This window comes from Alteraurantiacibacter aestuarii (assembly GCF_039523595.1).
Taxonomy (GTDB): domain Bacteria; phylum Pseudomonadota; class Alphaproteobacteria; order Sphingomonadales; family Sphingomonadaceae; genus Alteraurantiacibacter; species Alteraurantiacibacter aestuarii.
Genome location: NZ_BAAAFP010000003.1, coordinates 177,379 through 203,935 on the forward strand (window position 1 = coordinate 177,379; position 26,557 = coordinate 203,935).

A 26,557-nucleotide genomic window follows, 5' to 3' on the forward strand; every position below is an offset into this window, starting at 1 on the left:
TGCAGCAGGAGAAGGTGCCAGATGAAGGTCGATTCCTCGATCGCAGCCATTGTTACAGGCGGGGCTTCCGGCCTAGGCGAAGCCAGCGCCAGGGCGCTGGCGGCCAAGGGGGCCAAGGTCGCACTGTTCGACCTGAACGAGGAACGCGGCGAACGCGTTGCCGCAGAAATCGGCGGGATCTTCTGCAAGGTCGATGTTTCCGACGAGGCTTCCGTCGATGCCGGATTCGCCCGCGCGCGCGCTGCGCACGGGCAGGAACGCGTGCTGGTCAATTGCGCCGGCATTGGCACGATCGGCAAGATCACCCGGCGTGACCGGGATACCGGCGCGGTCAGCCATATGAAGGTGGACCTGTTCATCAAGACGCTGATGGTCAACACCGTGGGCAGCTTCATGTGCATGGCCAAGGCCGCCACAGGCATGATGGAAAATGCCGAACCGCTGACCGATGGGGAGCGCGGCGTGCTGGTCTCCACCGCTTCCGTAGCGGCGACGGACGGGCAGATCGGCCAGGTCGCCTATGCCGCTTCCAAGGCGGCGATTCACGGCATGACCCTGCCGATCGCGCGCGACCTTATGAGCGAGGGCATCCGCGTGAACACCATCATGCCGGGTATCTTCAAGACCCCGCTGATGGATAATCTGCCCGAAAACGTGCAGGAATCGCTCGCCGCCGCCGTGCCTTTCCCCAAGCGGCTCGGCCATCCCGAGGAATATGCCGACCTGGTGATGACCATGGTCGAAAACGGCTATTTCAACGCCGAGACCGTCAGGCTGGACGGCGGCATCCGCATGGGTCCGCGCTGAGCCAGGGCGGAAAGGGAGGGGCGCTTATGGCTCAGCAGATGGGACAGTGGCATATCGGCGTTATCGGCGGATCGGGACTGTATGAGCCCGGTGCGCTGGAAGATGCGCAGGAAATTGCCGTCAATTCAGCTTTTGGCGAACCTTCCGGTCCGGTCACCACCGGCCGCATCGGCAATGTGCGTTTCACCTTCATCGCCCGCCACGGCAAAGGCCACCGCCTGTCCCCCAGCCATGTGAACTTCCGTGCCAATATCGATGTGCTGAAACGCTGCGGTGTCACCGATATTCTGGCCATTTCCGCCATAGGGTCGCTGCAGGAAACGATGGCGCCGGGCACGTTCGTGGCGGTTGACCAGCTGATCGATCGCACTGTCGGGCGCGACAGGAGCTTTTTCGGCAACGGTATTGTGGCGCATGTGCCACTGGCCGATCCGGTATGCCCGCGCCTTTCAGGCCTGGCTGCCAGTGCGGCCGAGCAGGCCGGGGCCACCGTCCACCGTTGCGGAACCTATGTCGCCATAGAGGGTCCGCAATTCTCCACCCGCGCGGAAAGCCATCTCTATCGCCAGTGGGGTGCCGATGTGATCGGCATGACCGCCATGCCCGAAGCGCGTCTCGCCCGCGAGGCGGAGCTGCCTTACGCGCTGCTGGGAATGGTCACGGATTATGATTGCTGGCGTGATGAGAAGGCGGACGTCGACGTGACAGACATCCTTGCGGTCATGCGCGCCAATGCCGATCTGGCACGATCCTGCCTGACAAGGCTGGCGCAGTCGCTGCCGGACGAACGGGAGGCCAGCCCCATCGATACCATCCTCGACATCGCTATCATCACACCGCCCGATCACTGGGACAAACAGGCGCTTGCACGCCTTGATGCGGTGGCTGGCCGGATTGTAACAAATGTGCCGGTTTAGGTCGCCAGACGTGATTTCCTTGCAAAAAGCAGACCATTGGAACAAGGTAGTTGCCTATGCAACCGACAACACCACTCGCTAAATTCCTCCCTTATCAGCTTTCGATCACGTCGAATGCTGTCAGTGGACGGATCGCCCAGGAATACCGTTCCCGCTTCGGTCTCAGCGTGCCTGAATGGCGCGTGATGGCCGTTTTGGGCGATTCCGGATCGCTCACCCAGCGTGAGCTGACGCGCCGCACATTGATGGACAAGGTGGCGGTGAACCGCGCCTGCAAGGTGCTGGAGGAGCGCGGCCTTGCCGTGCGCACGCCCAACGCGCAGGACGGCCGGTCGCACCATCTGGACCTGACGCCGGCGGGCGTGGCCATGCACGGCCAGATCATGCCTCTGGCAGTGGAAATGGAACGCGCGCTGTTTGACGGTTTCACTGCGGAGGAGATGGATCAGTTCCGCTCCCTGCTGGAAAAGGTCCGCGGCCAGGTCCGCGACTTTGACGACGATGCCATAGAGAGCGACAATTACGGCGTGAGCTGAACTGTCCGGGCAGATATCCGGCTCCAGCGCAAAACCCGCTCCAACAGAAAAGGCCCCGCACGGTAGTACCGGCGGGGCCTTTTCGTTTGTCGGTCCCTGTCGGGCGCCTTGTCGGGGACCCTGTCCGGGGCCCTTGGCGGCTGAGCGGATCAGGCGCCGCCGCTGCCGGGAGGGCCATCGCCGGCAAAGGCGTCTGCGATGGAACAGGCTGCCGGGCCAAGGATCACGATGAACAGCACGGGCAGGATGAACATGATCAGCGGTATGGTCATGATCGCGGGCAGGCGCGCGGCCTTTTCCTCGGCCCGCATCATCCGCTCGTTACGGAATTCGGCAGACAGCACGCGCAGGGCAGAGGCCAGCGGCGTACCATAGCGTTCAGTCTGAACCATTGTCGTCACCACACCGCGCACCGCATCCAGATCGACACGGTAAGCCAGGTTTTCGAACGCCTGCCGACGCTCTGTGAGGAACGACAGCTCGATCGCGGTCAGGGCAAACTCGTCACCCAGTTCGGGATAGGCACGGCCCAGTTCCTTGGCCACGCGGTTGAAGGCGGCATCCACCGTCAGGCCCGCTTCGGCGCAGATGACCAGCAGATCCAGCGCATCTGGCAGGCCCTTCTGGATCTCCTTGATGCGTTTGCCGGAGACATTGCTGAGATAGATTTCGGGAGCCTTGTAGCCAAGGATCACCAGCGTGGCGAAACCCATGAACCGCTTGGTGCTGCTCCAGTCGGGAAACACGTCGGTCCAGTAGAAGATCGTCACGCCGATCAGGCCAAGCACGATGGGCAGGACCATGCGTGAGAAGAGGACGACAACCGCCATCTCCTTGTTGCGGAAACCGGCCTGTGCCAGCTTCTGCTGGATCTGCTTGACCTGGCTTTCCTGGAGGACCTTCATGCCCTCCATGGTTTCCTTCAGCTTGTCCGTGGTTTCAGACTTGCGGACCAGGCTCTGGCGCTTCTTGGTCCCTTGCGTGATCATGCCCGTCTTGAGCTCTGTACGCCGGGCGTTGAGCGATTTGACACGCTTGGCCATCGGGTCTTTCACCGTGAGGGCGGCATAGATGACAAGGACCACGGCGGCGGCGGCAATGCCGGCCAGGATCGTGCCGACGAGGATAACGTCGACGCCCAGGAGCGTGGGTCCGGAAGCGGGAGCAATCATGTTCAATCAGCCTTTCTTGCTCAAACTTCGAAGCTGACCATCTTGGCCATGATGAAGCCGCCGATAGCCATCCATACCATTCCGCCAAGACCGGTCACGATCAGGCGGTCATCGGAAAAGAAGCCGGCCAGATATTCAGGATTGATCCAGTAGATCATCCCGAACACGATGAAGGGCAGGGAGCCCACGATATAGGCAGAAGCCTTTGATTCAGAGCTCATGGCCTTGATCTTCAGCTTCATCTGACTGCGCTTGCGCAGAACTTCTGCCAGGTTGGACAGCGTTTCAGCCAGATTGCCGCCCGTCTCGCGCTGAATGGCCAGGGTAATGACGAAGAACTGGAACTCGGCAGTGCCGAGCTTGTTGGCGGTTTCCTGCAGCGCATCTTCCATCGTGCGGCCGATCTTCATGCGTTCCACCACGCTGCGGAATTCCGATCCGACCGGGCCGGGAACCTCGCTCGCGACCACGCTCAGCGTTTCTGCCACCGGCAGGCCCGACCTGAGGCCGCGCACCAGCAATTCGATGGCATCGGGAAACTTGCTGTTGAAGCCGTTGGTCCGGCGCTTGATCATGAATTTGACCACCATGTGGGGCAGGCCGGCGCCAACCATGACGCCAACACCCATTGCCAGCAGTGCGGCACCGGTCTGCAGATACAGCAGCGCGGTAACCACCAGACCCAGACCCAGCGAACCATAGAGATATTGTGCCACCGTCCAGCGCATGCCGGTGCGATCGATCCGCAGCGACAGGGCTTCCCCGCGTGAGGAGGAACCAGCGGCCTTGTGCATCTTCGGCTTGCGCGCCGCGATGGCCTTTTTCAGCTGCGATTCGACCTTGTCCTTGGTGCTTTCGGAATGGCGATAGCGAACGGCTTCCAGCCTGCGCTGACTTGCCTTGGCGGCGTTTGGACCTGCCAGCATGGTATAGCCCAGGACCATCAGTCCCATAAGGCCAACCCCCACCAGCAGAAGCTGTAAGATGCTCATGTCTCGCCTTCGCTAAGTTGACTGTTGCACATGGCGGGTCTGGCGGCCCCGAAAGGCCGCCTCGCCCGGACTCGGTTCATTATGCCGATTGGGCCGCGCCAGCGGTTTCCGGCTCTTTCTTCTTGGACAGCATTGCCTTGAGATCGAACTTGCCCAGCAACGAGGTGCCGCTCTTGCTCGATTGTTCCAGGCTCGCCCCCTCGTCACTGCCCGCGCCGATGATGGCATTGGCCACATCGTGCATGACAGCGGCGGATTTTGCCGAGCGGTTGGCTTCGGCAAAGGTCTGGCCCAGCTTGGCGGCGTTGATTGCGGCCTTCTGTTCGAACGGGATCGTGAAGTTGATCTTGCGTTCGATCGAAGCCTCGAAATCGGCCTTGCTGATCTCGCTCGCGCCCTGATGCACCTTGTTGCACACGATCATCGGCTGCGCCGTGGGCGCATTGGACTTGAGCCACGACAGGATGCGAATGGTGTCACGCGCGGAGGCGAGCGTCATCTCGGTAACCAGCGTCACCACGTTCACATCGGTCAGCAGGTGGGGGAAGTTGATCAGCATGTTGCGCGGCATGTCGATCACCGTCATGTCGAACGCAGAGCGGAATTCCTCCTCCAGCTGGATGAAGGCCGATCCATCGGTCATCAGCGGCGAATTGATTGGTGCTTCGGCGGACATGATCGCCAGGCGATCATTGGCGCGGATCATGGCGCGTTCGATGAACAGCCCGTCGATGCGGCTGGGATTTTCGATCGCGTCGGTCAGGCCGCGGCCCGGCTCCAGATCGAGCGTCAGCGCGCCTGTGCCAAAATGGACATCGAGGTCGAGCAGCGCGGTCGAGCGTTCATGCTCGGTCGAAAACAGCCAGGCGATGGACGTCGCGATTGTCGATGCGCCCACACCGCCGCGCGTGCCGACCACGGCAGTGGCGATGTGCTTCTTTTCGCCGTCGTGTTCGGTATTGCGCGGGGCAGAGAACACCGCCTGCGCCTGGGTCAGCGCATCACGCAGCTGCGAGGCCGAAAGCGGCTTGAGCAGGTAATCGTGAATGCCGCTGGACAGCAGATCGCGGTACAGGCGCACGTCATTGACCTGGCCGATGGCAATCACCACCGTGCCTGGCTCGCACACTTCGGCCAGCGCGTTGATATCGTTGAGCGGATCGCCGCTTTCCGACAGATCGACCATCAGGATGGCCGGGCTGGCGGAGATCGACAGAGATTGCACCGCATTGCGCAGGCCGCCCTTGTTGCACTTCTCCGGCTGCCAGCCCATCTCGATGATGACCGGACGCAGGACATCCAGCGCGCTTTCATCACAGATAAAGGCGGCAAAGGGATCGCGGTTGCCCGAAGGGCCGGATTTGAAAGGAGCATTCATCGCTTAATTCCCCGTGCTGGAAACTGTGGGCAGTTCACCGCCCGTAGGCGTGCTGTCGCGGTATGCTGCGATGGCCTTGGTCGAACTCATCACAACCGTGTCGCCGGTGCCCGCTGCCCCGTTGAGCAGGTGCTCGGGATCGGCGATCATCGCGGCCAGGTTGCTGTTCACCGAACAGCCGAAATTGGGCGAGGTATTGTTGCCCAGATTGCCGTTGGCATTGCCCGACCAGTTGGGGCAATTGGGCACAGAAGCGGTCGATCGCGTTACAACCACGCGCACATTGCCGGGATCGACATAGCCGACCGTGACAGGTGCACCTTCGCTGACGAGAATGCCCTGGCGGCTGGCGATTGCGGCCACATCCTCGCGAACGGCATCGCTGGCGAGCGGATCGTCGATCGAGACGCGATCGCCATAGCCAAGCTCCATAGCTTCAAACCAGTCTGCCAGACGGGACTGTTCGGGCACGGTCAGGCCGCTGCTGCTGGCCATCAGGTCGAGCGTGAAGTTGGAGCGCTGGACGACCGGCTGGTTGACGCTGTTGAGCGACGAATTGGCCGGCGAAGGGGTGGTACATGCGCCCAGGCCCATGCCGAGCGAGAGAGCGATGGCCACAGCGGCACTGCGTTTCATGTGAATGGTCATTGCGATCACCTCTCTCAATTCAGGCTGAAGCCGGGGGCTGCTGCCTCGGCGCTTTGTTCACTGGAACCGGACGGAGCCGCGCCATCAGCCAGCGGCTGACCGGACTGGTCGGTCACGCTCAGGCCCGGACCCGCCGGTGCGCTTTCGATTGCGCTGGGCATCGGGCGGGTTTCCCCGCTCACACCATTGTGCTCGCGATTGAGCAGGAACTGCTCGGCCGCCGTCGGGGCATGGAAGCCATCTGTCGGCAGCACGATTTCGCGGTCGCTCACAGGTTCGACCAGATACGGCGTCACCACGATCACCAGCTCGGTTTCGCCGCGGCGGAACTCGGTGGAGCGGAACAGATTGCCCAGGATCGGAATCTCGCCTGCGCCGGGGGCGCGGTCGATCGTGTTCTGGGCATTGTTGCTGAGCAGTCCGGCGATCATGAAGCTCTGGCCGGAGCCGAGTTCGATCGTCGTTTCCGCGCGGCGAATGGTCAGCGCGGGGATCTGGAAGCCGTTCAGCGTCACTGCGCCCTGGCTGGAAAGCTCGGACACTTCCGGGCGGACACGCAGCGAGATGCGGCCGTTGGAAAGCACGGTGGGCGAATAGGCCAGGCTGACGCCATATTTCTTGTATTCGACCGTGGTCGTGCCCAGGCCCTGGCTCAGCGGGATCGGGAATTCACCGCCGGCGAGGAATTCCGCCGACTCGCCCGAGAGCGCTGTCAGGTTGGGCTGTGAAAGCGTGGTCACCAGGCCTTCGCGTTCGGCAAGGTCGAGCGCGGCGCCGATATCCATTCCCAGCAGTCGGCCAAAGGCGCCAAGCGTGGTACCAGGGGTAATCTGGTCAACGATATTATAGCCTTCACCATCAAGCGCGGCACCAACCGCGACCGGGCCCATTGGCACGCGCAGGCCGGTTACCGGATCGATATAGGAAGGCACGAACTGCGAAACCGCGCCGCGACCCTGGCCAACGCCGAACTGGAAGCCGCCAGTGCCATCGACCGTGGTCAGATTGGCACCGATTGCGCGCACCAGCGAACGGCTGACTTCAGCGAAGCGGACGCGCAGGTTGACCTGCAGCGGTGTCGCCATGCGCAGGCGCGAAATGACATTGGCACCCTCGCCCACGAATGCGGACACCAGGCGCTCGGCCTCGGCAGCATCTTCAGGAGCAGCCACAGTGCCGGTCAGCAGCACGGTGTTGGAACCCATCGTCGCGACCGAGATCTGCGCTTCGGGCATGGCCAGAGCCAGCATCTGATCGATTGAATCGATGTTGGAGCCGACCCGGACATTGGCAGACCAGATGATGTCTCCGTTGGCATTGCTGGCGTAGATGGTGGTCTCTCCGCCGGCCAGGCCAAACACGAACAGCTGGCGCTGCGACTTGACCTGGACATCGGCCACCGTTTCGTTGGCGACAAAGATATCGGCCATATTGCCCGGTACGGTCACCAGCTCGCCGCGGCCGATCGACAGGACGATATCCTGCGCCGGGCTGACAACGGCCTGGGCGTGTGCCGTGCCCACGGGCGCGGCGGCCAGAGGTGCGATCGCACATGCGGCGGTCAGCACGGTCTTGAAAAGGCGGCTCTGCATTGATTTGCCCCTAGAATTGCATCCGGTTGAATGAGCGGATTGGCGAGGTGTGTTGATGGTTGTCATGGTGATCACCGCAGGCTCGACGGGCCGAGTCTGGCCGTATCGCCGCCTGCACCCATGGCCTGGGCCTGGCGATCGAGGATCGCACCGGCGCCGCGGTCCACGGATTCAACGGTGGTGGCCTTGCCGCGGGTCACATTGACCGTCGGCCCGCTGGGACGTGCCACTCCGTTGAAGCCGGCAGCCGCAGGAGGAGCGTTGACTGTCATGGTGGGTTGCGCGGTATTGCTGCTGGTCGACGGCATGGTGCGGCGCTGGAAGCGCGACACATCGCCGCCGGTCACATAGGTGGTGGCTCCATCACGCGGGCGGGAAACCGCCTGGCGAAGGAACAGGTCCTCTTCCTCTTGCGAGGCATTGGCCGGCACTTCGATATCACCCGAAGCAATCGCGCGGTCGAGTTCGGACTGGTTGTCCGCGATCGAGCGCAGCGACAGGCTGAGTGTGCCGATGGTCTGCGCCACGGCAACCTTCTCACCGATGCGCGGGGTCACTTCCAGAGTGACCGTGCGGAAGGCGCGGACCACGGTGCGGCCGTCTTCGGTGGTGGTGGTTTCGGTGGACTGATCGGTCGCCAGAACGCGCAGGTTCTGCAAGATAGTTTCCGACGTCTGCAGCCCCTGGCTGTCTTCACCCTGGATGGTCTGGGTCAGCACCAGGTCAACGCGGTCACCCGGGAAGACGAAGCCGCCAACACCCGTGCGGGCGGAAACAGGTACGGTCACGGCACGCATGCCCGGCCCAAGCGCCGCAGCAAGGAAGCCGCGATCGCCAGGAGCGACCAGCGAACCCTGTGTCACCGGCTCGCCAGCGGTAATGGCATGGCGCACAACGGTGCCCATCAGCAGTTCCATATTGGCTTCACCGTCGATGAAGTAGGCATCCTGAACCAGTTCCTGCGGCCACAGCTGGAAGCCGATGGCATCCGCAGTGATGATCGTGCCGACCGGCAGGCCGCGCTTGGCGACCAGGACCTTGGGTCCCTGCGGTTCAACGGGGGCGGCTTCCACCTCTGGTGCGGCGGCGCCGGCAAACATGCTCCGGGCAGCAAGAGCGGTACCGATCGCTATGATCAGCGCTCCCAGCAGCAAAATGAGCTTCTTCTTGTCCATGGTGCTTCAAGCCCCCTTCGTGAACCTTGCGGATTGGATTTCACCGCATAGGTCGTAATTGGTTAAAATGAGGTTCACCCCGCCACGCCGCCCAGCGTGGAAACGGGAAGATAGAATGCGATGATGATCCACAGCCCGGCAGAGGCGATGGCCACGCCATAGGGAATTGCGATCTTGTCACGCTCGCGGCGCATGATGTGCCATCCGGCGACCACGATCGTCAGCACGCCGCCGATCAGCGCCATCATGATGAGGAATTTCAGGAAGTGGACCGGTGCGATCCACAGCGCCATCGCGGTCAGCAATTTCACATCTCCGCCGCCCATGGCGCGCAGGGCAAACACCACAGAGAGTACCAGGAAGGTCGCCACCGCGATGCCGAGCTGGATGGCGATGTCTGGCCACAGCGACATGCCGCTGGCCCACCAGTAAACCGGCGCGCCAAGAGCAATGGCTGCGTTGAGCCAATTGGCGATCTTGCGCTGCGTGATATCGGTGAAGGCTGCTACCAGCAGCCCGATTGCCAATGCGGCAAGCAAACCGTACTTGATCGGATCGTCTAGCATCGAAAGTCCCTCAGGTTCCCCTTGGATTTCGTGTGCTAGCGGCGATCACTTACCAAATAGTAACCACGGGCAGGAGGCTGGTATTAGTCAAAGCGGAAAGTTCCCGGCGGCAGAGTTTGACCGCAGGGCCATTCCGCCCGGTGCCAGCGAGGCCATGTGGCGCGCGCCTGACGGGCATGAAATCCGCTGGATCGATTTTCCCCCGCCCGATGATCACGTGCCGGTGCGCGGATCGATACTGTTCATGCCCGGACGCGGCGATTTTTATGAGAAGTATCTGGAAACGTTTGAAAACCTGCGCCTCTTGGGCTGGCGGGTAAGCGCTGCCGACTGGCGCGGACAGGCCGGTTCGGGCCGTCTGGGCGCCGATGCGGTGACCGGCCATATCGATGATTTCGGCATCTGGACGGCTGATTTGGCCGCATTCTGGAGCGACTGGGCAAAGGGGCGCGAGGGGGCGCTGGTGCTGGCCGGCCATTCGATGGGCGGCCATCTGGTGCTGCGCACTCTGGCTGAAAAAACTTTGCAGCCGCACTGCGATGGGCTGGTCATGATCGCGCCAATGCTGGGTGTGCAGCCCCAGTTTCTGCCCGTCTGGCTGCAACGCGGCGTGGCCCGAGTGCAGATGTGGCTGGGCGATTCGCGCCGTCCGGCGTGGAAATGGAGCGAGAAGCCCGGCGAAGTCCCGCGTTTTCGCCAGCGGCTGCTGACCCATGACGATGCGCGCTATGCGGATGAACTGTGGTGGCGAGATCACCGGCCCCAGCTGGTGATGGGTCCGGGCAGCTGGAGCTGGGTGGCCAGCGCGCTGCGATCGATCAGCCTGCTCAACAGGCCCGGCATGCTGGAGGCGGTTGCAACGCCGGTGCTGATCCTTGCGGTAAAGGGTGACAAGCTGGTCAGCCCGCGCGCCATTCGCCGTGCAGCGCGCCGCCTTCCCCATGCCCGGCTGGTGGAATTCGGTCCGGAAGCGGCACATGAAATCCTGCGCGAGGCAGACCCGGTGCGCAACCGGGCGCTTGCACAATTGGACGATTTCCTGAACAGGCTCGCCCCGGTTTGAACGAACACTTCGATATTGCCGTGATCGGCGCCGGAATGGCAGGGGCGAGCCTGGCGGCGGAGCTGGCGCCCCATGCCCGTGTGCTGCTGGCAGAGGCGGAGGAGTTTCCCGGCTATCACGCCACCGGACGCTCCGCTGCCTTCTGGGAGGAGTGCTATGGCGGCCCCTCCATCGTTCCGCTCACACTGGCATCCGGCACATGGCTGCGCGAAGGCGGCTTCCTGCACCAGCGCGGGGCCTTGTATATTGCGCGCGATCAGGACGAGGCGGCTTTGCAGGACTTTGCCAGCAGCTTTGCCGGAACGGGCGTATCGATAGAAACGGTCCGGCGGGACGAGATCGAGCGGCAGGTTCCCGGCATCCTGCCCGGCTGGACGCAGGCGATCAGTGAGCCGCATTGTGCCGATATCGATGTGGGCGCGCTGCATCAGCATTATCTGGGGCAGGCCAGATCAGGCGGCGTGGCGGTGCGCAACCGGCACCGGCTGGTCTCTGCCCAGAGGAATGGCGATGGCTGGCTGCTGCAGTTTCACGGCGGGATCACTGTGCATGCAGACATTCTGGTCAATGCCGCGGGTGCCTGGGCGGATCCGCTGGCGCAGATGGCCGGGGCGCAGGCGTTGGGCATAACGCCTTATCGCCGCACGGTGGCACAATTGCGCGTGGCCCCTGCGCCCGCTGCGGACATGCCGCTGGTGCTGGACATCAACGGAACCTTCTATTTCAAGCCGGAGAACGGCCGCCTGTGGCTCAGCCCGCATGACGAAACGCCCAGCCAGCCGTGCGATGCCGCGCCGGAGGAGATGGATATTGCTGTGGCGATCGACCGGTTCGAGCACGTGGTGGGCTGGAAAATCGAAGCGCTGGAGCGCAAATGGGCGGGCCTGCGCAGTTTCGCGCCCGACCGGCGGCCCGTCTATGGCCACGATCCGCGCTGCGATGGCCTGTTCTGGTTTGCCGGGCAGGGCGGGTTCGGCATCCAGACTGCGCCTGCCGCCGCGCGCCTTGCCGCGCAGCTGCTGCTGGACCTGCCGCGCGATGACATGACCAAGGGCATTCAAGCGGCAGATTACAGCCCTGCGCGCTTTGGCTAGCCAATTGTCACACAATCGTTAGGCTTGTCGCGAATCGTTCAAGAGGAGAGAAGCTTTGGCTCACAAGTTTGAGATTTATAAGGACAAGGCAGGCGAGTTCCGCGTGCGCTTCAAGTATAATTCGGAGGTCATGTTCTCGACCGAAGGCTACTCAAGCAAGTCGAGTGCCGAGAACGCCATCGCTTCGATCAAGAAGAACGGCCCGGACGCACCCACCGAAGACAACAGCTAAGCTGAAGGTCTGTTGACCGCTTCGTCCGCAGCATCGCTGGCGAGGCGGTCGACCCTTTCGTTTTCTACGTGGCCGTTGTGGCCCTTGACCCATTGCCAGGTCACCTTGTGCGGACGCACAGCCTCAATCAGATCATGCCACAGATCGGCATTGCGCACCGGCTTCTTGCTGGCATTGATCCAGCCGTTCTTCTGCCATCCCTTGATCCACTTGGTCATCCCGTCGATGACATATTTGCTGTCCGAATGGATGGTGACTTCGCACGGTTCGATCAGCGCGTGAAGGCCGCGGATGACGGCGGTCATCTCCATCCGGTTGTTGGTGGTATCGTCCTCCCCGCCGGACATTTCCTTTTCGTGGCTGCCCATGCGCAGCAGCACGCCCCAGCCGCCGGGGCCGGGATTGCCCTTGCAGGCGCCATCGGTGAAGATATCGACTTTTTTCATACGCCTGCAAAAGCCTTCGCGCCCTGCTCTGCATAGAATTGCAGGCGGCGGGCGAAGTCCATCGGGTCCTTTCTCGTCACCAGCGCATCGGCCGGAGTGTTGAGCCAATCATAGGCGCGCGTGGCGATAAAGCGCATTGCCGCACCGCGTGCCAGAATGGGCAATGCGGCGCGCTCGGCCTCGCTCAGGGGACGCACGCTTTCATAACCCGCCATCAGCGCGGTGGAGATTTCCGGCCGGAACGTGCGACCGTGATCGGCAAAGCACCACGCGGCGTGGGTCACGGCCAGATCATAGGCGAAGAAATCGGTGCAGGCGAAATAGAAGTCTATCAGCCCGCTCACCCGGTCGCCCAGCATCAGCACGTTATCGGGGAACAGATCGGCATGGCACACGCCCTGCGGCAATCCGGCGGGCCAGTTCGCGGTCAGATAGGCCAGTGCATCCTTGACGATGGCGGGCAGGGCGGGATCGATCTGCGCCAGGCCTTCGGGGCCGCACTGGTCGGTCAGTTCCTGCCACGATGCCAGGCCCATTTCATTGCGGCGGCTGTCATAATCCGCTGCGGCAAGGTGAATCTCCGCCAGCGCCTTGCCCACGGACCGGGCCTGTTCGGGCTGGGGCCGGTCAATGGAAACGCCGGGCAGGAATTCTATCAGCGCCACGGCCTTGTCACCAATCTTGCGCCACGATGCGCCGTCCCGGTCATGAATCGTGCGCGGCACCGGGCAACCCTTGTCCGCCAGCAGGTCCAGCAGTCCCAGGAAGAACGGCAGGTCGCGCATTTCGATGCGGAATTCATACATGGTCAGAATGTAGCGCGCGCCCCCACCATTCTTGCGGGCGGCGTCGCTGCCGGTCGTCTCGATCAGCCAGTTGGAATTGGACACGCCCTCGGCAATGCCCTTGGCACTGACCAGTTCGCCAACATCGTAATGCGCGATCAGGCTGGACAGGTCATCTGCCGACAGATGCGTATAAACGGCCACGCCGCACCTATTCCATCAATTGCCGGGGCAGCTTGAAAACCATCTTCTCCTCGGCGGAGATGATCGTGCGTTCTTCCACCGCGCGCCACTGCGACAGGCGGTCGACAACTTCGCGCACCAGCAGTTCCGGGGCAGAGGCCCCGGCGGAAATGCCGATGGTTGCCACGCCTTCAAGCCAGCTTTCATCAATCTCGGTCGCGCGTTCAATCAGCCGGGCAGGCGTGCCGCAGCGCTCGGCCACTTCCACCAGCCGCAGCGAATTGGAGGAGTTGGGCGCGCCGATAACCAGCACCAGATCTGCCTCGGGCGCCACGTCCTTGACCGCCGCCTGGCGGTTTGATGTGGCATAGCAGATGTCTTCCGCCTTGGGCGCCACGATCTGCGGATAGCGAATCTTGAGCGCGGCGATGATATCGGCCGTATCATCCACAGACAGTGTGGTCTGTGTGAGGAAGGACAGTTCCTGCCCCTCGGGGAATTCGAGCCGGTCGACATCGTCCACGGTTTCCACCAGCGTCATCTCACCCTCGGCCACCTGGCCGAATGTTCCGATCACTTCGGGATGGCCCTTGTGGCCGATGAACAGGATGTGCCGTCCAGCTTCTATCTGACGTTCGGCCTGGCGGTGCACCTTGGACACCAGCGGGCAGGTGGCATCGACATAGATCATCTGCCGCCGCTCCGCCTCTGCCGGAACCGATTTGGGCACGCCGTGGGCGCTGAAAACCACCGGCACGCCTTCGGGCACCTCGTCCAGTTCCTCCACGAAAATTGCGCCCTTTGCGCGCAACGCATCCACCACATAGCGGTTGTGGACAATCTCGTGGCGGACATAGACGGGCGCGCCATATCGATCGAGCGCACGCTCGACGATTTCGATGGCGCGGTCGACACCGGCGCAGAAGCCGCGCGGAGCAGCAATCAGCACCTTGAGGGGCAGCTTTTGCGCGCTGCCATGCGTTTCGGGAAAGGGGGCGTTCATATCCTGCGCCCTAGCGGTTGTCGCCCCGCAGTGAAAGGGGTAGGGGCTGCATCAGATGAAGGACAAGGACCAGGGATGAAAAGACGTAATGCATTGATCGCTGCTGGTCTTGCCGCAGCGGCACTGGCTGGATGCAAGACCACAGGCGATATCGTCGTCCAGCAAGGCGTGGGCATCACCGCCCTGCGCTCGGTCTGTCCCGCCGTGGGCATTCCCGAATTTACCGGCGACATCACGCTCTTCTCGCCTGCCGGATCGGTTACTGCCGATGCCATGGACGTGACCGCAACGATCACCAATGTGCGCAGCAATTGCGATGATTCGGGTGATGAGGTCTTTTCCAGCGCCACATTCGAAGTGCAGGCCATGCGCCGCAACACATCGGGTGCGCGGTCGGTGGAACTCCCCTATTTCAGCAGCGTGGTTCGCGGTGGCAGCTCGGTTGTCGCCAAGCGCGTTGGCACGGTCACGCTGAACTTTGCCGATGGCCAGGCCCGCGCCAGTGCGATGGGCACCGCAGGCGCAGTGGTCAACCGGGCAGAGGCAACGCTTCCGCCAGACATCCGCCAGCGCATCACGCGTCCGCGCCGTGCGGGCGATAATGATGCCGCGGTCGATCCTTTGACGGAGCCGGATATCCGCGCCGCACTGGCCCGTGCCAACTTCGAACTGCTGGTGGGTTTCCAGCTGAGCGAGGACCAGCTGGCCTATAACGTCACGCGTTAGACGCCTGCCGCTGCTACTGCTGCTTCCCCGCTGGCCTCAAACAGGCTAACGGCGCGCCCATGTCAGACATACAAACACTCTATGCCGCCTATGCGGCCCGGATCGATGCAGTGCTGTCCGCGCTGGAGAGCGAAGGCGTCCTGCCGCAGGGCACACCGCGCGGCAATGTCAGCGTGGAGCCTCCGCGCGATGCGTCGCACGGGGACCTGTCCACCAATGCCGCGATGGTGCTGGCCAAGCAGGCGGGCACCAATCCGCGCGCACTGGCGGATAAGATCGTGGCAAAGTTTGCCGCCGATCCGCTGGTCGACAGCGCCGAGATTGCCGGCCCCGGCTTCATCAACCTGCGTCTTGCGCCGGCCAACTGGCTGTCCGAAGTGGCTGCGATTGCCGCAATGGGCGATCACTATGGCCGCTCCGAGTTTGGCAAGGGCCGCCGGGTGAACGTGGAATATGTATCCGCCAATCCCACCGGTCCCATGCACATGGGCCACTGCCGCGGCGCGGTGGTGGGCGATGCGCTGGCGACCCTGCTGCAATTCGCCGGATATGACGTGACCCGCGAATATTACGTCAACGATGCGGGCGGTCAGGTGGACGTTCTCGCCCGCTCTGCCTTCTTGCGGTACAAGGAAGCGCTGGGCCACGATATCGGCGAAATCCCCGAGGGGCTTTACCCCGGCGACTATCTAAAGCCGGTCGGCGAAGCGCTGGCGAGCGAGCTGGGTGACCGGTTCGTGGATGAGCCGGAGGAGGAATGGCTGCCCATCTTCCGCGCGCAGGCGGTTACCGAAATGATGAACATGATCCGCTCCGACCTGGCGCTGCTGGGCATCAGGCATGATGTATTCTCATCCGAGGCGGCGTTGCAGATTGCCGGCAAGCCGGCCGAGGCCGAGGCTTGGCTGCGCTCACACGATCTGGTCTATGACGGCGTGCTGGAACAGCCCAAGGGCAAGGTGATCGAGGATTGGGAGCCGATCGAGCTGCCGTTGTTCCGCTCCACCAAGTTCGGCGACGACCAGGATCGCCCGATCCGCAAGTCTGACGGCAAGTGGACCTATTTCGGCGCTGACCTGGCCTATCACATGCAAAAGGCCGAGCATGCCGATGAGCTGATCGATATCTGGGGCGCGGACCATGCCGGTACGGTCAAGCGGATCAAGGCTGCGGTGGCGGCGCTGTCAGAAGGGCAGGGCAAACCCATCCCCTTCGACGTGAAGCTGGTGCAGATGGTCCAGCTGCTGCGCGGCGGTGAGCCGGTGAAGATGTCCAAGCGGTCAGGCAATTTCGTCACCATCGCCGAGATGGTGGAGGAAGTGGGCAAGGACGTGGTGCGTTTCACCATGCTGACCCGCAAGCCCGAAGCGCAGATGGATTTCGATTTCGCCAAGGTGGTGGAAGCGAGCAAGGACAATCCGGTGTTCTATGTCCAGTATGCCCATGCGCGGATCAGCTCTATCCTGCGCAAGGCGGCGGAGCAGGGCATTGCCCCGTCCGATGCCGACCTGGCCTTGCTGGGCGAAGACGAGATGACGCTGATCAAGCAGGCCGCCCAGTTCCCGCGTGAAGTGGAAGCGGCCGCCAAGGCCCGCGAACCGCACCGCATCGCCTTCTATCTGTATGAAATGGCGGCAGCCTTTCACGCCTACTGGAATCTGGGGAATGACGATGCGCAAAAGCGGATCATCGTGGCACAAAATCCCCAGCTGTCTGCTGCAAGGCTTTTCCTCTGCGTCCAAATCGGGCAGGTCTTGCGCAATGGGCTTTCCCTGTTGGGGGTAGAGGCCGTCGAGGAGCTGTAGGATGATGTGGCCGGGCGACGATCAGGATGAAGGCGAAGCCACCGATTCTGGTGCCAACGATCAGGGTAATGACGATGTTCTCCAGGCCGAGGAACAGCTGGTGCTGGCCGATGATGGAGAGCGCCTGCCCTGGCTCGAATCCGATGAAGAGTATGAGGAAGAAGGCTTCAACACCCGCCTGATCCTGTTTGCCCTGCTGGGATTGCTGGCCGTCGCGGCGATCGTGTTCACGGCATGGTTTTTCCTGCGTGACCAGTCAGACAACGAGATGTCTGCCGATGGCAGCACGATCTCTGCGCCCGATGAACCCTATAAGGAACGTCCCGAAGATCCCGGCGGCTCTGAAGTCGCAGGCACGGGCGATGTCAGCTATGGCGTGGGTGAAGGACAGGTGACTGAGGGCCGACTGGCCGATACTGCTCCTGCGCCTTCGATAGACATCGATCAGGCCGGCAATAATGCGTCCGCAGACGATGCGTCGGATTCCGAACCTGCTGCCGCTACCACCACCGGTGTTGGCGTACAGGTCGGGGCATTCTCCAGCCGCGCCGCAGCGCAAAATGGCTGGGCGCAGCTGCGCACTCGCTTCTCTGTCCTGCAAGGCGTGGATTACCGGATTGTGGAAGGCGCTGCCGATAGCGGGACGATTTACCGCCTGCAGGCCGTCGCCAGCAATGCCGCAGCCGCAGACACGCTGTGCCGCGCGATCCGCAGCTCCGGGGGCGATTGCCAGGTCAAGCGCTAGGGCGTTTTTCCACCGATTCATTTCCACATGCACGGGCTTGTATTAACTTGCCCGCAGCGGCGCTTTCGTGCGAATCTGCCTGCATGGTACCAGCCATTTTCGGCCTTTCCGGTCTTGTCCTGACCGATGACGAACGCAGTTTTTTCCGCGATTGCGATCCGGCGGGCTACATCTTGTTTGGCCGCAATGTGCAGGACCGGGACCAGCTCCGCGCGCTGACGGACGATCTGCGCGCCATCCACGGGCGTGATCGCCAGCTGATTTCGATAGATCAGGAAGGTGGCCGCGTGGCGCGCATGAAAGCGCCGGTGTGGGATGCCTATCCGCCGGGCTGGAGCTTTGCCAGCCTGTGGGACCTGGCTCCCGCCAGCGCGATAGAGGCCGCGCGCGCCAATGCGCAGTTGCTGGGTCAGGATCTGGCCGAAGTGGGCATTACCGTGGACTACGCTCCGCTGCTGGATGTGCGGGTGGAAGGCGCGCATGATGTGATCGGCGATCGCGCGCTGGGAAGTGAGCCCAGGCAGGTGGCCGCGCTGGGCCGCGCCGTGCTGGACGGGCTGGCGCGCGCCGGGGTGACCGGCTGCATCAAGCACATGCCCGGCCACGGGCGCGCCTGCGCCGATAGCCACAAGGAATTGCCGGTGGTCAGCGCCAGCGAAGCGGAGCTGGAACGCGACATTGCCCCCTTCCGCACCTTGCACGATGCACCGATCGGCATGTCCGCCCATGTGCTGTATCAGGCATGGGATGCGGACAATCCGGCTACATTGTCCAGCCGCATCATTGCCGATGTCATTCGCCGCGATATCGGCTTTTCCGGCCTGTTGCTGACCGATGATATCGACATGCAGGCGCTCGACGGGACCATTCCCGAACGGTCCGCAAAGGCGATAGCGGCGGGCTGCGATATCGTGCTCAATTGCTGGGCGAAAATGGACGACATGGTCGGCATTTGCGAGGCCGTGCCTGTGTTGGGAGAGGCGGCGGCAAAGCGGCTGGACGCAGCGCTGGCATATCCCGCAGCATCGCTTCAGTCCGCCCCGCGTGCTGAACTGATGGCGCGGCGTGACAGCCTGCTGGACCTGACGAGGGCTGCGGCATGACGGCGGACGGCCTGTTGTTCGATGCTGCGGAAGCTGGCGCAGGCACCGAATGGGAAGGGCCTGCTGCCCCCACTGATTCCGATGTCGCGCTCTATCTGGAGCTGGACGGCTGGGAAGGCCCGCTGGACCTGCTGCTGGATCTGGCGCGGCGGCAGAAGGTCGATCTCAAGAGTATCTCGATCCTGTCTCTGGTCGATCAGTATATCGTCTATATTGAGCGGGCAGAGGCGCTGAAGCTGGAGATTGCGGCCGATTATCTGGTGATGGCGGCCTGGCTGGCATACCTCAAATCATCGCTGCTTTTGCCGCGTGACGAGCAGGAAGATCCCTCTCCCGAAGAGCTGGCGCTGAAGCTGCAATTGCGGTTGCAGCGTCTTGGCGCAATGCGTGAGGCGGCGGGCCGGCTGATGGGCCGTGACCGGCTGGGCCGCGATGTGTTTGCGCGTGGCGCGCCCGAAGGGCTCAAGGTCCTGCGCAAGAATGCCTGGCAGTGTGACTGGTATCAGCTGGTGCACGCCTATGGGCAGGTCAAGCTGCGCACGGAAACGGTGGTCCACATGGTGCGCGAACGCCCGGTGATGACGCTCGATTCGGCGCTCGACCGTGTTTCGGCAATGCTGGGTGTGACGCTGGACTGGATGGAGATTCGCGCCTTTCTGCCCAAGCGGACGGACAAGGGCGGCGATGATCCGCGCCTGCAAAAATCGGCGCTGGCTTCCAGCTTCGTTGCCGCGCTGGAACTGGCGCGCATGGGCAAGGCGGAAATTCGCCAGGAAGAGATTTTCGGCCCGCTCCACCTGCGCAGGGTCAGCGCGTGAACCAGCCGGTGGACGATCTGGTGCGGGCGGTGGAGGCGACCCTGTTCGCCGCCGAAGAACCGATGAGCGCGGAGCAGATTTCCGCCCATCTCGAAGGCGCGGATGTGCGCGATGCCTTGCGTGAGCTGGAGGCGCATTATGCCCCGCGCGGGATCAAGCTGGTGGAACGCGGCAAGCGCTGGCAGTTCCAGACTGCGCCCGATCTGGCCCATTTGCTGCGGCGCGAGAAGGAGCAGCTCCGCCGCCTGAGCCGGGCGGCCACCGAAGTGCTGGCGATCATCGCCTATCACGAGCCGGTCAGCCGCGCGGAGATTGAGGCGATTCGCGGGGTGCAGACCAGCGCGGGCACGCTGGACGTGCTGATGGAGGCAGGCTGGGTGCGCGCGGCGGGCAGGCGGGAGGTTCCCGGCCGCCCGGTGATCTATGCCACTACGCCTGATTTCCTCTCGCATTTCGGCCTTTCCAGCCGCCGCGACCTGCCCGGAATTGACGAGCTGAAGGCTGCCGGCCTGCTCGATCCGGTCGATGATGCGTTTGAGGACCTGATGGAACAGAAGACGGCAGACACGGGGCCTGACACATCTGAACAGGATGACACTGCCGTAGAGGACGGGCCAGACGAGGTTGGGCCAGACGAGGTTGGGCCGGATGAGAATTAGGTGGTCATTTTTGATCGCGGTGCAGAGATGCTGGCAAAGCCTGGTGAAAGCGCCTAGATTACGCTCTATCGATTTTTCGGAGAGTACCAGTGGGTAGTATCGGACCAGTCCAGCTTATCATCATAGCCGTGGTGATCCTCGTCCTGTTCGGCCGTGGCCGGATTTCGGAGATGATGGGCGATTTCGGCAAGGGCGTGAAAAGCTTCCGCCAGGGCATGAGCGATGAATCGGCAGCGCGGCCAGAGCCGGCCAAGCTGGCGAACGAGGCCAAGCCAGCCGAGACGCCTGAAAGCGCTCCGGCGGACAAGACCACCAATTAAACTCCAGTTTTAGGCGCCGTCAGGCATGTTCGATATCGGCGCAGAAGAGCTATTGGTAATCGTGGTCGTGGCGATCCTTGTCATCGGCCCCAAGGACATGCCCACCGCCTTGCGCGCTGCGGGCCGCTGGATCGGCAAGATGCGGCGCATGTCGGGCCACTTCCGCTCCGGTCTGGATGCCATGATCCGCGAGGCGGAAATGGAAGACATGGAGAAGAAGTGGAAGGCGCAGAACGAAAAGATCATGCGCCAGTATCCCGAAGGCGGACCTACCGAGATGGAGCCAACCGGAGCCTTTCCGCCCGCCAAGGGCGATGCAGCGCCAGTGCCGCCAGCCCTTTCCGGTCCTGAAACTGCCCCGAAAGCTGATGCGCCAGCCGATGCCGCTTCCCCGCAAGCCAGCTCTGCCGAGGCCCGGGTGGCACCGCCATCGCCAGTTGCCGATGATGCGAAGAAGGCGGACTGAGTCATGGCTTTCAAGCTCAAGGATCTGGATGATTCACAAGCGCCATTGATCGATCACCTGATCGAACTGCGCAAAAGGCTGGTCCGCGCGGTGTTCGCGCTGGTGGTGGCCTTTGCCGTGTGCCTGTATTTTGCAGACGATATCTTCGGCTTCCTGGTGCGCCCGCTGACGATGGCCTTCCCCGAAGGCGAAGGCCAGCTGATCTATACCAAGCTGTACGAAGCGTTCTTCGTCGAGATCAAGGTGGCGCTGTTTGCCGCCTTCTTCATCAGCTTCCCGATCATCGCCAACCAGCTGTGGGCGTTCGTTGCGCCGGGCCTTTATGCGCGCGAGAAAAAGGCTTTCCTGCCGTTCATTCTGGCCACGCCGATCCTGTTCACCATGGGGGCCAGCCTGGCTTATTTCGTGGTGATGCCCACCGCCTTCGAATGGTTCCTCGGTTTTGAAGGGACGGCAGGCGGACTGGAACAGACTGCGCTACCCAGCATGGGCGAGTATCTCGACCTGGTGATGCGCTTCATCCTGGCCTTTGGCATAAGTTTCCTGCTGCCGGTGCTGCTGATGCTGCTCAACCGCGCCGGGATCGTCAGCCGTGATCAGCTGAGCAAGGGCAGGCGCTATGTTGTGGTGGCGGTATTCGCGCTGGCGGCGATCATCACCCCGCCCGATGCGATATCGCAATTGTTGCTGGCGATACCCCTGTTGCTGCTGTTCGAAGGCTCGCTGCTGCTGATGCTGCTGAGCGAGCGCAAGCAGAAGAAGGAGCAGGAGCGCGAAAAGGCAGAGGCTTCAGGTACACAAGCTGCCAGCACAGAGCTGACCGGCACAGAAACGCCCGCCGACGATCTCACCAGCGAAACCAAAACCAGCGAGAGCTGATTTTTGCGTCCGGGTTTTTCCGGTCAGCCAGTTTTCAGGACACATAAAAACGGGGCCCGCAGGCCCCGCTTTGAATTCCGTGATCCACAGCGCCTTACGGGCTGGTGGGGAGGTTCTCACTGCCGTCTGCGGCAATGATGATGCCGGCAATCACGGCCGCAGCAGCAAGAATTACCAGGATGATGCCGGAGCCGCCCTCAACTTCTTCGCTATCCTGCACAGGAGCAGGCGCGCGGAGTGCATTCACGCTCTGAGCCAGAACCGGGGTGGCCAGCAGGCTGGTGGCTGCCAGGGCAACGACGATCTTCTTGGTCATCATGATTTGGTGGACCTTTCCAATTGCTAAATTCAATTCGTGACTAACAGATACTCATTGTATTGGCTAGATAATTCTAAATGGCTTGCCAAACATTTAAGGTCAACCCGTGCTTGCCCCTATTGGCACACTTAATCCTCGGATGAATACACTCTTTCCCCGGCGATCCATGTCTCCAAAACGGTGATCGCGCGAATCTGGTCCGGACCGGAGAGCAGCGGATCGCCATCCAGCACCAGAAAGTCCGCACGTTCGCCCACCGCCAGCGACCCGAATCGTCCATCGGCAAAACCGGCATAGGCCGCGCCCGCAGTGTAGGCGGCGAGGGCTTTTTCGCGGCTGATCGTCTCCTCTGGCATCCACCCACCGAATGGCTGTCCGCTGGCATCGGTGCGGCTGATGGCGACCGCCAGACCTTCAAACGGATCGGGCACTTCCACCGGTGCATCGGACCCGAATGCCAGCGGTGCGCCGGTGGCGGCAATCGATCGCCAGGCATAGGCGCCGTGCAGCCGGTCCGGCCCCAGCCGCGCCTCGGCCATCAGCCGGTCGGAAGTCTGGTGCACGGGCTGCATGCTGGCGATGATGCCGTGCTGGCCGAACAGCGGGATATCCGCCGAATCGACAATCTGCGCATGTTCGATGCGCCAGCGCCTGTCTCCGGTGAAATCCGCCGAGAGTTCATCGATGGCATAGAGCGCTTCCAGATTGGCGGCATCGCCAATGGCGTGGATGGCGACCTGAAAATCGTTCATCGCCGCGCGGCTCATCATGTTGCGCAGCTGGGTGCCGTCGATCACGTTGAGCCCGCGATTGCCGGGATCGTCCTGATAATCCTGCTTCAGCAGGGCGCCGCGCGATCCCAGTGCGCCATCCAGCCACAGCTTGACCCCGTTCAGCCGCAGCCGATCCTGATACAGCCACAGCGTTGGCCCGGTGCCGCCGATCAGCAGCATTTCGGGAATGCTGGCGGCGTAGGACATGATGCGCAGTTGCAGCCGCCCGGCATCGCCCGCGCGGCGGAAGGTCATCCAGTCCTCGATGGTGGTGCCCATATCGGCGGCGGCGGTGACACCGCGAGAGAACAGTTCCTGCTGCGCCGCATGCAGGGCAAGGTCCAGGTCCTGAGCGCGCGGGGGTGGAACCTGATCCAGCACCAGCCCCATGGCGTTATCCACCAGCACGCCTGCAGGATCGCGCGAACCGGGCTTGCGGATGATCCGCCCGCCTGCGGGATCGGCGCTGCGGGAGGTGATGCCCGCGGCAGCCAGGGCCGCACTGTTGGCCCACACGGCGTGGCCGTCTGCCCGTTCCAGCGCGATCGGCCGGTCGGATACGCTGTCCAGTTCCTCTGCGGTTGGGAAACGGCCAAGGCCCCATGTCACCTCGTTCCAGCCGCGCCCGACAATCCATGGGCGGTTAGGGAAGCGCTGCACATATTCGGCGACCAGCGCCAATGCCTCGTCCACAGAGCTTGTGGCGGACAGGTCCAGCGTCAGGCTGGCAAGGCCAAGGTCCATCACATGGGCATGGGCGTCGATCATGCCGGGCAGGACGATGCGGCCTTCCAGGTCGATATAATAGTCGATCTCGCCTTCAGGCGTATCGCCAAAGTCGAGCAGTTGCACGATCCGTCCATCGTCATCCACCACCATGCCGGTGAAGCGGTCAATAGTGCCGTCGCGCCCGATGGAGGCACCGTCGGCATGGTCGAAATGGGTGGTGGCGAATGCAGGGAGGGGCAGAAGCAGGGCCGCGCAGGCCAGCAGGCGGGCGATCATGCGGATGGTCCTGTAGGCAAACGGCCTTCGGGCAGATGGCGGATCAGTGCGGAGGTATCCTGCCGGTTACCGCCAGCGGCCTGCACCTGCGCATAGAACTGGTCCACCAGCGCGGTGACCGGCAGCGACAGGCCGCTGTCCTTCGCCTGCGCCAGGGCGATGGCCAGATCCTTGCGCATCCAGTCTATCGCAAAGCCGAAATCGAATTCACCCTTGGCCATGGTGTCCCAGCGATTGTCCATCTGCCAGCTTTGCGCGGCGCCGCCCGAAATGGCCTCCCGCACCCTGTCCATGTCCAGCCCGCTGGCCTGCGCCAGCCGCACGCCTTCAGACAGGCCCGCCAGCACGCCAGCGATGCACACCTGGTTCACGGCTTTTGCACCCTGTCCCGCGCCGGCATCGCCAATATGCACGATGCGCGCGGCATAGGCCTGCATCACCGGTTCCGCCCTGGCCATTGCGGCATCGGACCCGCCGCACATGATCGCAAGCTTGCCGTTTTCCGCTCCTGCCTGCCCGCCGGATACGGGGGCATCCACGGCCAGAACTCCGCGCGCTTGCGCTTCTTCGGCGATGGTCATGGCAATCGCCGGGCTGACGGTGGTGTGATCGATATAGAGCGCACCCGCGCGCATGGCGGCCAGCGCACCGGCCAGCGCACCGGCATCGCCCAGCATCACCTGCGCCAGATCCCGGTCATTGCCGAGGCACGACAGGACCACGTCCGCGCTGGCGGCTGCCTGCGCGGCAGAAGAGGCCACAGCCACGTCCAGCCCCAGCGCGCGATATGTCTCCAGCCAGCTCTGCGCGCGAGAGGCAGTGCGGTTCCAGACGGTGACCTTGTGACCGGCGCGGGCGAGGTGGCCCGCCATTGGGGCACCCATCACACCAAGGCCAAGGAAGGCGATTTCATGTGTCTTGCTCATGCGGGCCTGACTGCATTGTTGATGCGCGCAAAGCAATCTTTGCACGTGCAATGCGCTGCTTGGGGTTTCATTTGCGGCAAAAATTGGGATAGGCCCGCCAGATGAACACGCTCAACAACTCTGGCCAGACTCAGGAAGCCATATTGGACGCCAAACTGGACATTGCCGAGATCCACGCCGCAGCGGCGCGGATTGGCGATGCCATCGTGCACACGCCGACCATGTACAGCAAGACGCTGTCGCGGATTACCGGCGCCGATATCTGGCTGAAGTTTGAAAACCAGCAGTTTACCGCGGCCTATAAGGAGCGCGGGGCTCTCAACGCCTTGCTGCTGCTGACCGATGAACAGCGCAAGCGCGGCGTGATCGCGGCATCGGCGGGCAATCACTCGCAGGGCCTGTCCTATCACGGCACCCGCCTGGGCGTGCCTGTCACCATCGTGATGCCGCGCACCACGCCTACGGTAAAGGTGATGCAGACGGAAAGCGTGGGCGGCAAGGTCATGCTGGAGGGTGAGACTTTCGATGAGGCCTATGCCTACGCCCGCAGCATGGAAAAGCAGCTGGGCCTGACCTTCGTACATCCCTTTGATGAACCCAATGTGGCGGCGGGTCAGGGCACGGTTGCACTGGAAATGCTCGCCGATGCGCCAGAGATAGAGACGTTGGTCGTGCCTATCGGCGGCGGCGGGCTGATTTCGGGCATGGGCACCGTTGCCAAGAGCATGGCTGCGCAGCTGGGCCATCCGATAGAGGTGATCGGTGTGCAGGCGCGCCTGTATCCGTCCGCCTATGCGCGCTTCAAGCATGTCGATCTGCCGTCCGGCGGGGACACGCTGGCCGAGGGCATTGCCGTGCATGAGCCGGGCAAGTTCACCTCGCAGATCATCGACAAGGTGGTGGATGATATCGTGCTGGTGGAAGAACCGCACCTGGAAGAGGCGGTTGCCCTGCTGTTGCAGATCGAAAAGACCGTGGTTGAAGGCGCGGGTGCAGCCGGCCTTGCCGCAGTGCTGGCGCACAAGGAGCGCTTTACCGGCAAGAAGGTTGGTCTGGTGCTGTGCGGCGGCAATATCGATACGCGCCTGCTGGCCAATGTGCTGCTGCGCGACCTGGCCCGCTCTGGCCGTCTGGCGCGGTTGCAGATCACCCTGCAGGATCGCCCCGGCGCCCTGTTCAAGGTGATGCGCGAATTCAACGAGCACAATGTGAACATCCTGGAGATCTACCACCAGCGCATCTTCACCAATCTTCCTGCCAAGGGGCTGGTGACAGACATCGAATGCGAGGCGCGCGACCGCGAGCAACTCGAAGCGCTGATCTCCGGCCTCAGGGCAAAGGGCTATTCGGTTAGCCAGGTCGAACTGAACTGACCCGTTTCGGGGCGACTGACCGGGCATCCGGGAAAGATTGTGTAAATTAAC

At 62.7% G+C, this 26,557-nt stretch carries 29 protein-coding genes; 16 read left to right on the forward strand and 13 right to left on the reverse strand.

Annotated elements, in window-relative coordinates; translation table 11 throughout:
- Positions 1-21 precede the first annotated feature (21 nt).
- The 3 genes from ABDZ98_RS14170 to ABDZ98_RS14180 are packed head-to-tail and all read left to right on the forward strand — an operon-like array spanning position 22 to position 2,260.
- Positions 22-807 carry an SDR family NAD(P)-dependent oxidoreductase gene (locus ABDZ98_RS14170; RefSeq protein WP_160591460.1) on the forward strand — a complete coding sequence of 262 codons (786 nt, stop codon included), beginning with the start codon at positions 22-24 and terminating at the stop codon, positions 805-807.
- Positions 808-833: 26 nt separating this feature from the next.
- A complete protein-coding gene (gene mtnP / locus ABDZ98_RS14175; protein WP_237437486.1) occupies positions 834-1,724 on the forward strand; it encodes an S-methyl-5'-thioadenosine phosphorylase in 891 nt (296 codons plus the stop codon).
- A gap of 56 nt (positions 1,725-1,780) precedes the next feature.
- Positions 1,781-2,260 (forward strand): MarR family winged helix-turn-helix transcriptional regulator, encoded by a 480-nt coding sequence (locus tag ABDZ98_RS14180; RefSeq protein WP_160591462.1) that lies wholly within the window; start codon positions 1,781-1,783, stop codon positions 2,258-2,260.
- Positions 2,261-2,409: 149 nt separating this feature from the next.
- On the opposite strand, the gene ABDZ98_RS14185 is transcribed toward ABDZ98_RS14180, so the two are convergent.
- The 7 genes from ABDZ98_RS14185 to ABDZ98_RS14215 all read right to left on the reverse strand — a co-directional run bounded on the left by ABDZ98_RS14185 (position 2,410) and on the right by ABDZ98_RS14215 (position 9,783).
- On the reverse strand, positions 2,410-3,432 hold the full coding sequence (locus ABDZ98_RS14185; RefSeq protein ID WP_160591464.1) for a type II secretion system F family protein: 1,023 nt from the start codon (positions 3,430-3,432) through the stop codon (positions 2,410-2,412).
- 20 nt (positions 3,433-3,452) lie between these two features.
- Positions 3,453-4,424: a type II secretion system F family protein gene (locus tag ABDZ98_RS14190; protein WP_160591466.1), complete on the reverse strand. Its 972-nt coding sequence runs from the start codon at positions 4,422-4,424 to the stop codon at positions 3,453-3,455.
- A gap of 79 nt (positions 4,425-4,503) precedes the next feature.
- A complete protein-coding gene (locus ABDZ98_RS14195; RefSeq protein WP_160591468.1) occupies positions 4,504-5,802 on the reverse strand; it encodes a pilus assembly protein CpaE in 1,299 nt (432 codons plus the stop codon).
- Between the two features lie 3 nt (positions 5,803-5,805).
- Positions 5,806-6,438, reverse strand: a complete 633-nt coding sequence (locus tag ABDZ98_RS14200; protein WP_160591470.1) for a CpaD family pilus assembly protein — start codon at positions 6,436-6,438, stop codon at positions 5,806-5,808.
- Positions 6,439-6,464: 26 nt separating this feature from the next.
- Positions 6,465-8,042 (reverse strand): type II and III secretion system protein family protein, encoded by a 1,578-nt coding sequence (locus ABDZ98_RS14205; RefSeq protein ID WP_160591472.1) that lies wholly within the window; start codon positions 8,040-8,042, stop codon positions 6,465-6,467.
- 71 nt (positions 8,043-8,113) lie between these two features.
- Complete coding sequence (gene cpaB, locus ABDZ98_RS14210; protein ID WP_160591474.1) at positions 8,114-9,217, reverse strand: Flp pilus assembly protein CpaB; 1,104 nt, start codon at positions 9,215-9,217, stop codon at positions 8,114-8,116.
- A gap of 74 nt (positions 9,218-9,291) precedes the next feature.
- Positions 9,292-9,783 (reverse strand): A24 family peptidase, encoded by a 492-nt coding sequence (locus ABDZ98_RS14215; RefSeq protein WP_160591475.1) that lies wholly within the window; start codon positions 9,781-9,783, stop codon positions 9,292-9,294.
- Between the two features lie 154 nt (positions 9,784-9,937).
- Between ABDZ98_RS14215 and ABDZ98_RS14220 the strand changes: the two genes are divergently transcribed.
- The 3 genes from ABDZ98_RS14220 to ABDZ98_RS14230 are packed head-to-tail and all read left to right on the forward strand — an operon-like array spanning position 9,938 to position 12,172.
- Entirely contained in the window at positions 9,938-10,846 is a 909-nt protein-coding gene (locus ABDZ98_RS14220; protein ID WP_160591477.1) for an alpha/beta fold hydrolase, read from the forward strand.
- Positions 10,843-11,940: an NAD(P)/FAD-dependent oxidoreductase gene (locus tag ABDZ98_RS14225; protein ID WP_160591479.1), complete on the forward strand. Its 1,098-nt coding sequence runs from the start codon at positions 10,843-10,845 to the stop codon at positions 11,938-11,940. Before ABDZ98_RS14220 ends, ABDZ98_RS14225 begins: the two co-directional genes overlap by 4 nt.
- A gap of 55 nt (positions 11,941-11,995) precedes the next feature.
- The gene (locus ABDZ98_RS14230; RefSeq protein WP_160591481.1) at positions 11,996-12,172 is read left to right on the forward strand and encodes a YegP family protein; all 177 of its coding nucleotides are present in this window, start codon (positions 11,996-11,998) and stop codon (positions 12,170-12,172) included.
- On the opposite strand, the gene rnhA is transcribed toward ABDZ98_RS14230, so the two are convergent.
- Genes rnhA through ispH form a run of 3 tightly spaced genes read right to left on the reverse strand, consistent with a single transcriptional unit; the run spans position 12,169 to position 14,589 of the window.
- Positions 12,169-12,618: a ribonuclease HI gene (rnhA, locus tag ABDZ98_RS14235; RefSeq protein ID WP_160591483.1), complete on the reverse strand. Its 450-nt coding sequence runs from the start codon at positions 12,616-12,618 to the stop codon at positions 12,169-12,171. The genes ABDZ98_RS14230 and rnhA overlap by 4 nt on opposite strands.
- Positions 12,615-13,607, reverse strand: a complete 993-nt coding sequence (locus ABDZ98_RS14240; RefSeq protein WP_160591485.1) for a homoserine kinase — start codon at positions 13,605-13,607, stop codon at positions 12,615-12,617. The genes rnhA and ABDZ98_RS14240 overlap by 4 nt, the downstream gene beginning before the upstream one ends.
- 7 nt (positions 13,608-13,614) lie before the next feature.
- Positions 13,615-14,589, reverse strand: a complete 975-nt coding sequence (gene ispH, locus ABDZ98_RS14245) for a 4-hydroxy-3-methylbut-2-enyl diphosphate reductase (protein ID WP_160591487.1) — start codon at positions 14,587-14,589, stop codon at positions 13,615-13,617.
- Positions 14,590-14,664: 75 nt separating this feature from the next.
- Between ispH and ABDZ98_RS14250 the strand changes: the two genes are divergently transcribed.
- The 9 genes from ABDZ98_RS14250 (at position 14,665) to tatC (ending at position 22,110) form a co-directional block, all read left to right on the forward strand.
- Positions 14,665-15,315: a hypothetical protein gene (locus tag ABDZ98_RS14250; RefSeq protein WP_160591489.1), complete on the forward strand. Its 651-nt coding sequence runs from the start codon at positions 14,665-14,667 to the stop codon at positions 15,313-15,315.
- 59 nt (positions 15,316-15,374) lie between these two features.
- Positions 15,375-17,120: an arginine--tRNA ligase gene (gene argS, locus ABDZ98_RS14255; protein WP_160591491.1), complete on the forward strand. Its 1,746-nt coding sequence runs from the start codon at positions 15,375-15,377 to the stop codon at positions 17,118-17,120.
- Position 17,121: 1 nt separating this feature from the next.
- The gene (locus ABDZ98_RS14260; RefSeq protein ID WP_237437487.1) at positions 17,122-17,865 is read left to right on the forward strand and encodes an SPOR domain-containing protein; all 744 of its coding nucleotides are present in this window, start codon (positions 17,122-17,124) and stop codon (positions 17,863-17,865) included.
- Positions 17,866-17,948: 83 nt separating this feature from the next.
- Entirely contained in the window at positions 17,949-18,968 is a 1,020-nt protein-coding gene (gene nagZ, locus ABDZ98_RS14265; RefSeq protein ID WP_160591493.1) for a beta-N-acetylhexosaminidase, read from the forward strand.
- Positions 18,965-19,786 carry a segregation and condensation protein A gene (locus ABDZ98_RS14270; protein ID WP_160591495.1) on the forward strand — a complete coding sequence of 274 codons (822 nt, stop codon included), beginning with the start codon at positions 18,965-18,967 and terminating at the stop codon, positions 19,784-19,786. The genes nagZ and ABDZ98_RS14270 overlap by 4 nt, the downstream gene beginning before the upstream one ends.
- Positions 19,783-20,445, forward strand: a complete 663-nt coding sequence (scpB, locus tag ABDZ98_RS14275) for an SMC-Scp complex subunit ScpB (RefSeq protein ID WP_160591497.1) — start codon at positions 19,783-19,785, stop codon at positions 20,443-20,445. The genes ABDZ98_RS14270 and scpB overlap by 4 nt, the downstream gene beginning before the upstream one ends.
- A gap of 89 nt (positions 20,446-20,534) precedes the next feature.
- Entirely contained in the window at positions 20,535-20,765 is a 231-nt protein-coding gene (tatA, locus tag ABDZ98_RS14280) for a twin-arginine translocase TatA/TatE family subunit (RefSeq protein ID WP_160591499.1), read from the forward strand.
- Positions 20,766-20,790: 25 nt separating this feature from the next.
- Complete coding sequence (gene tatB, locus ABDZ98_RS14285) at positions 20,791-21,231, forward strand: Sec-independent protein translocase protein TatB (RefSeq protein ID WP_160591501.1); 441 nt, start codon at positions 20,791-20,793, stop codon at positions 21,229-21,231.
- Positions 21,232-21,234: 3 nt separating this feature from the next.
- Positions 21,235-22,110 carry a twin-arginine translocase subunit TatC gene (gene tatC / locus ABDZ98_RS14290; protein ID WP_160591503.1) on the forward strand — a complete coding sequence of 292 codons (876 nt, stop codon included), beginning with the start codon at positions 21,235-21,237 and terminating at the stop codon, positions 22,108-22,110.
- A 94-nt stretch (positions 22,111-22,204) separates the two neighbouring features.
- On the opposite strand, the gene ABDZ98_RS14295 is transcribed toward tatC, so the two are convergent.
- The 3 genes from ABDZ98_RS14295 to ABDZ98_RS14305 all read right to left on the reverse strand — a co-directional run bounded on the left by ABDZ98_RS14295 (position 22,205) and on the right by ABDZ98_RS14305 (position 25,133).
- A complete protein-coding gene (locus ABDZ98_RS14295) occupies positions 22,205-22,426 on the reverse strand; it encodes a hypothetical protein (protein WP_237437488.1) in 222 nt (73 codons plus the stop codon).
- 131 nt (positions 22,427-22,557) lie between these two features.
- Positions 22,558-24,207, reverse strand: coding sequence for an amidohydrolase (locus ABDZ98_RS14300; protein ID WP_160591507.1), 1,650 nt, complete (start codon positions 24,205-24,207; stop codon positions 22,558-22,560).
- Entirely contained in the window at positions 24,204-25,133 is a 930-nt protein-coding gene (locus tag ABDZ98_RS14305) for an NAD(P)-dependent oxidoreductase (RefSeq protein WP_160591509.1), read from the reverse strand. Before ABDZ98_RS14305 ends, ABDZ98_RS14300 begins: the two co-directional genes overlap by 4 nt.
- Positions 25,134-25,234: 101 nt before the next feature.
- Here ABDZ98_RS14305 and ABDZ98_RS14310 point away from each other — a divergent pair, with 101 nt between their 5' ends.
- A complete protein-coding gene (locus ABDZ98_RS14310) occupies positions 25,235-26,506 on the forward strand; it encodes a threonine ammonia-lyase (protein ID WP_160591511.1) in 1,272 nt (423 codons plus the stop codon).
- The last annotated feature ends 51 nt before the right edge of the window (positions 26,507-26,557 follow it).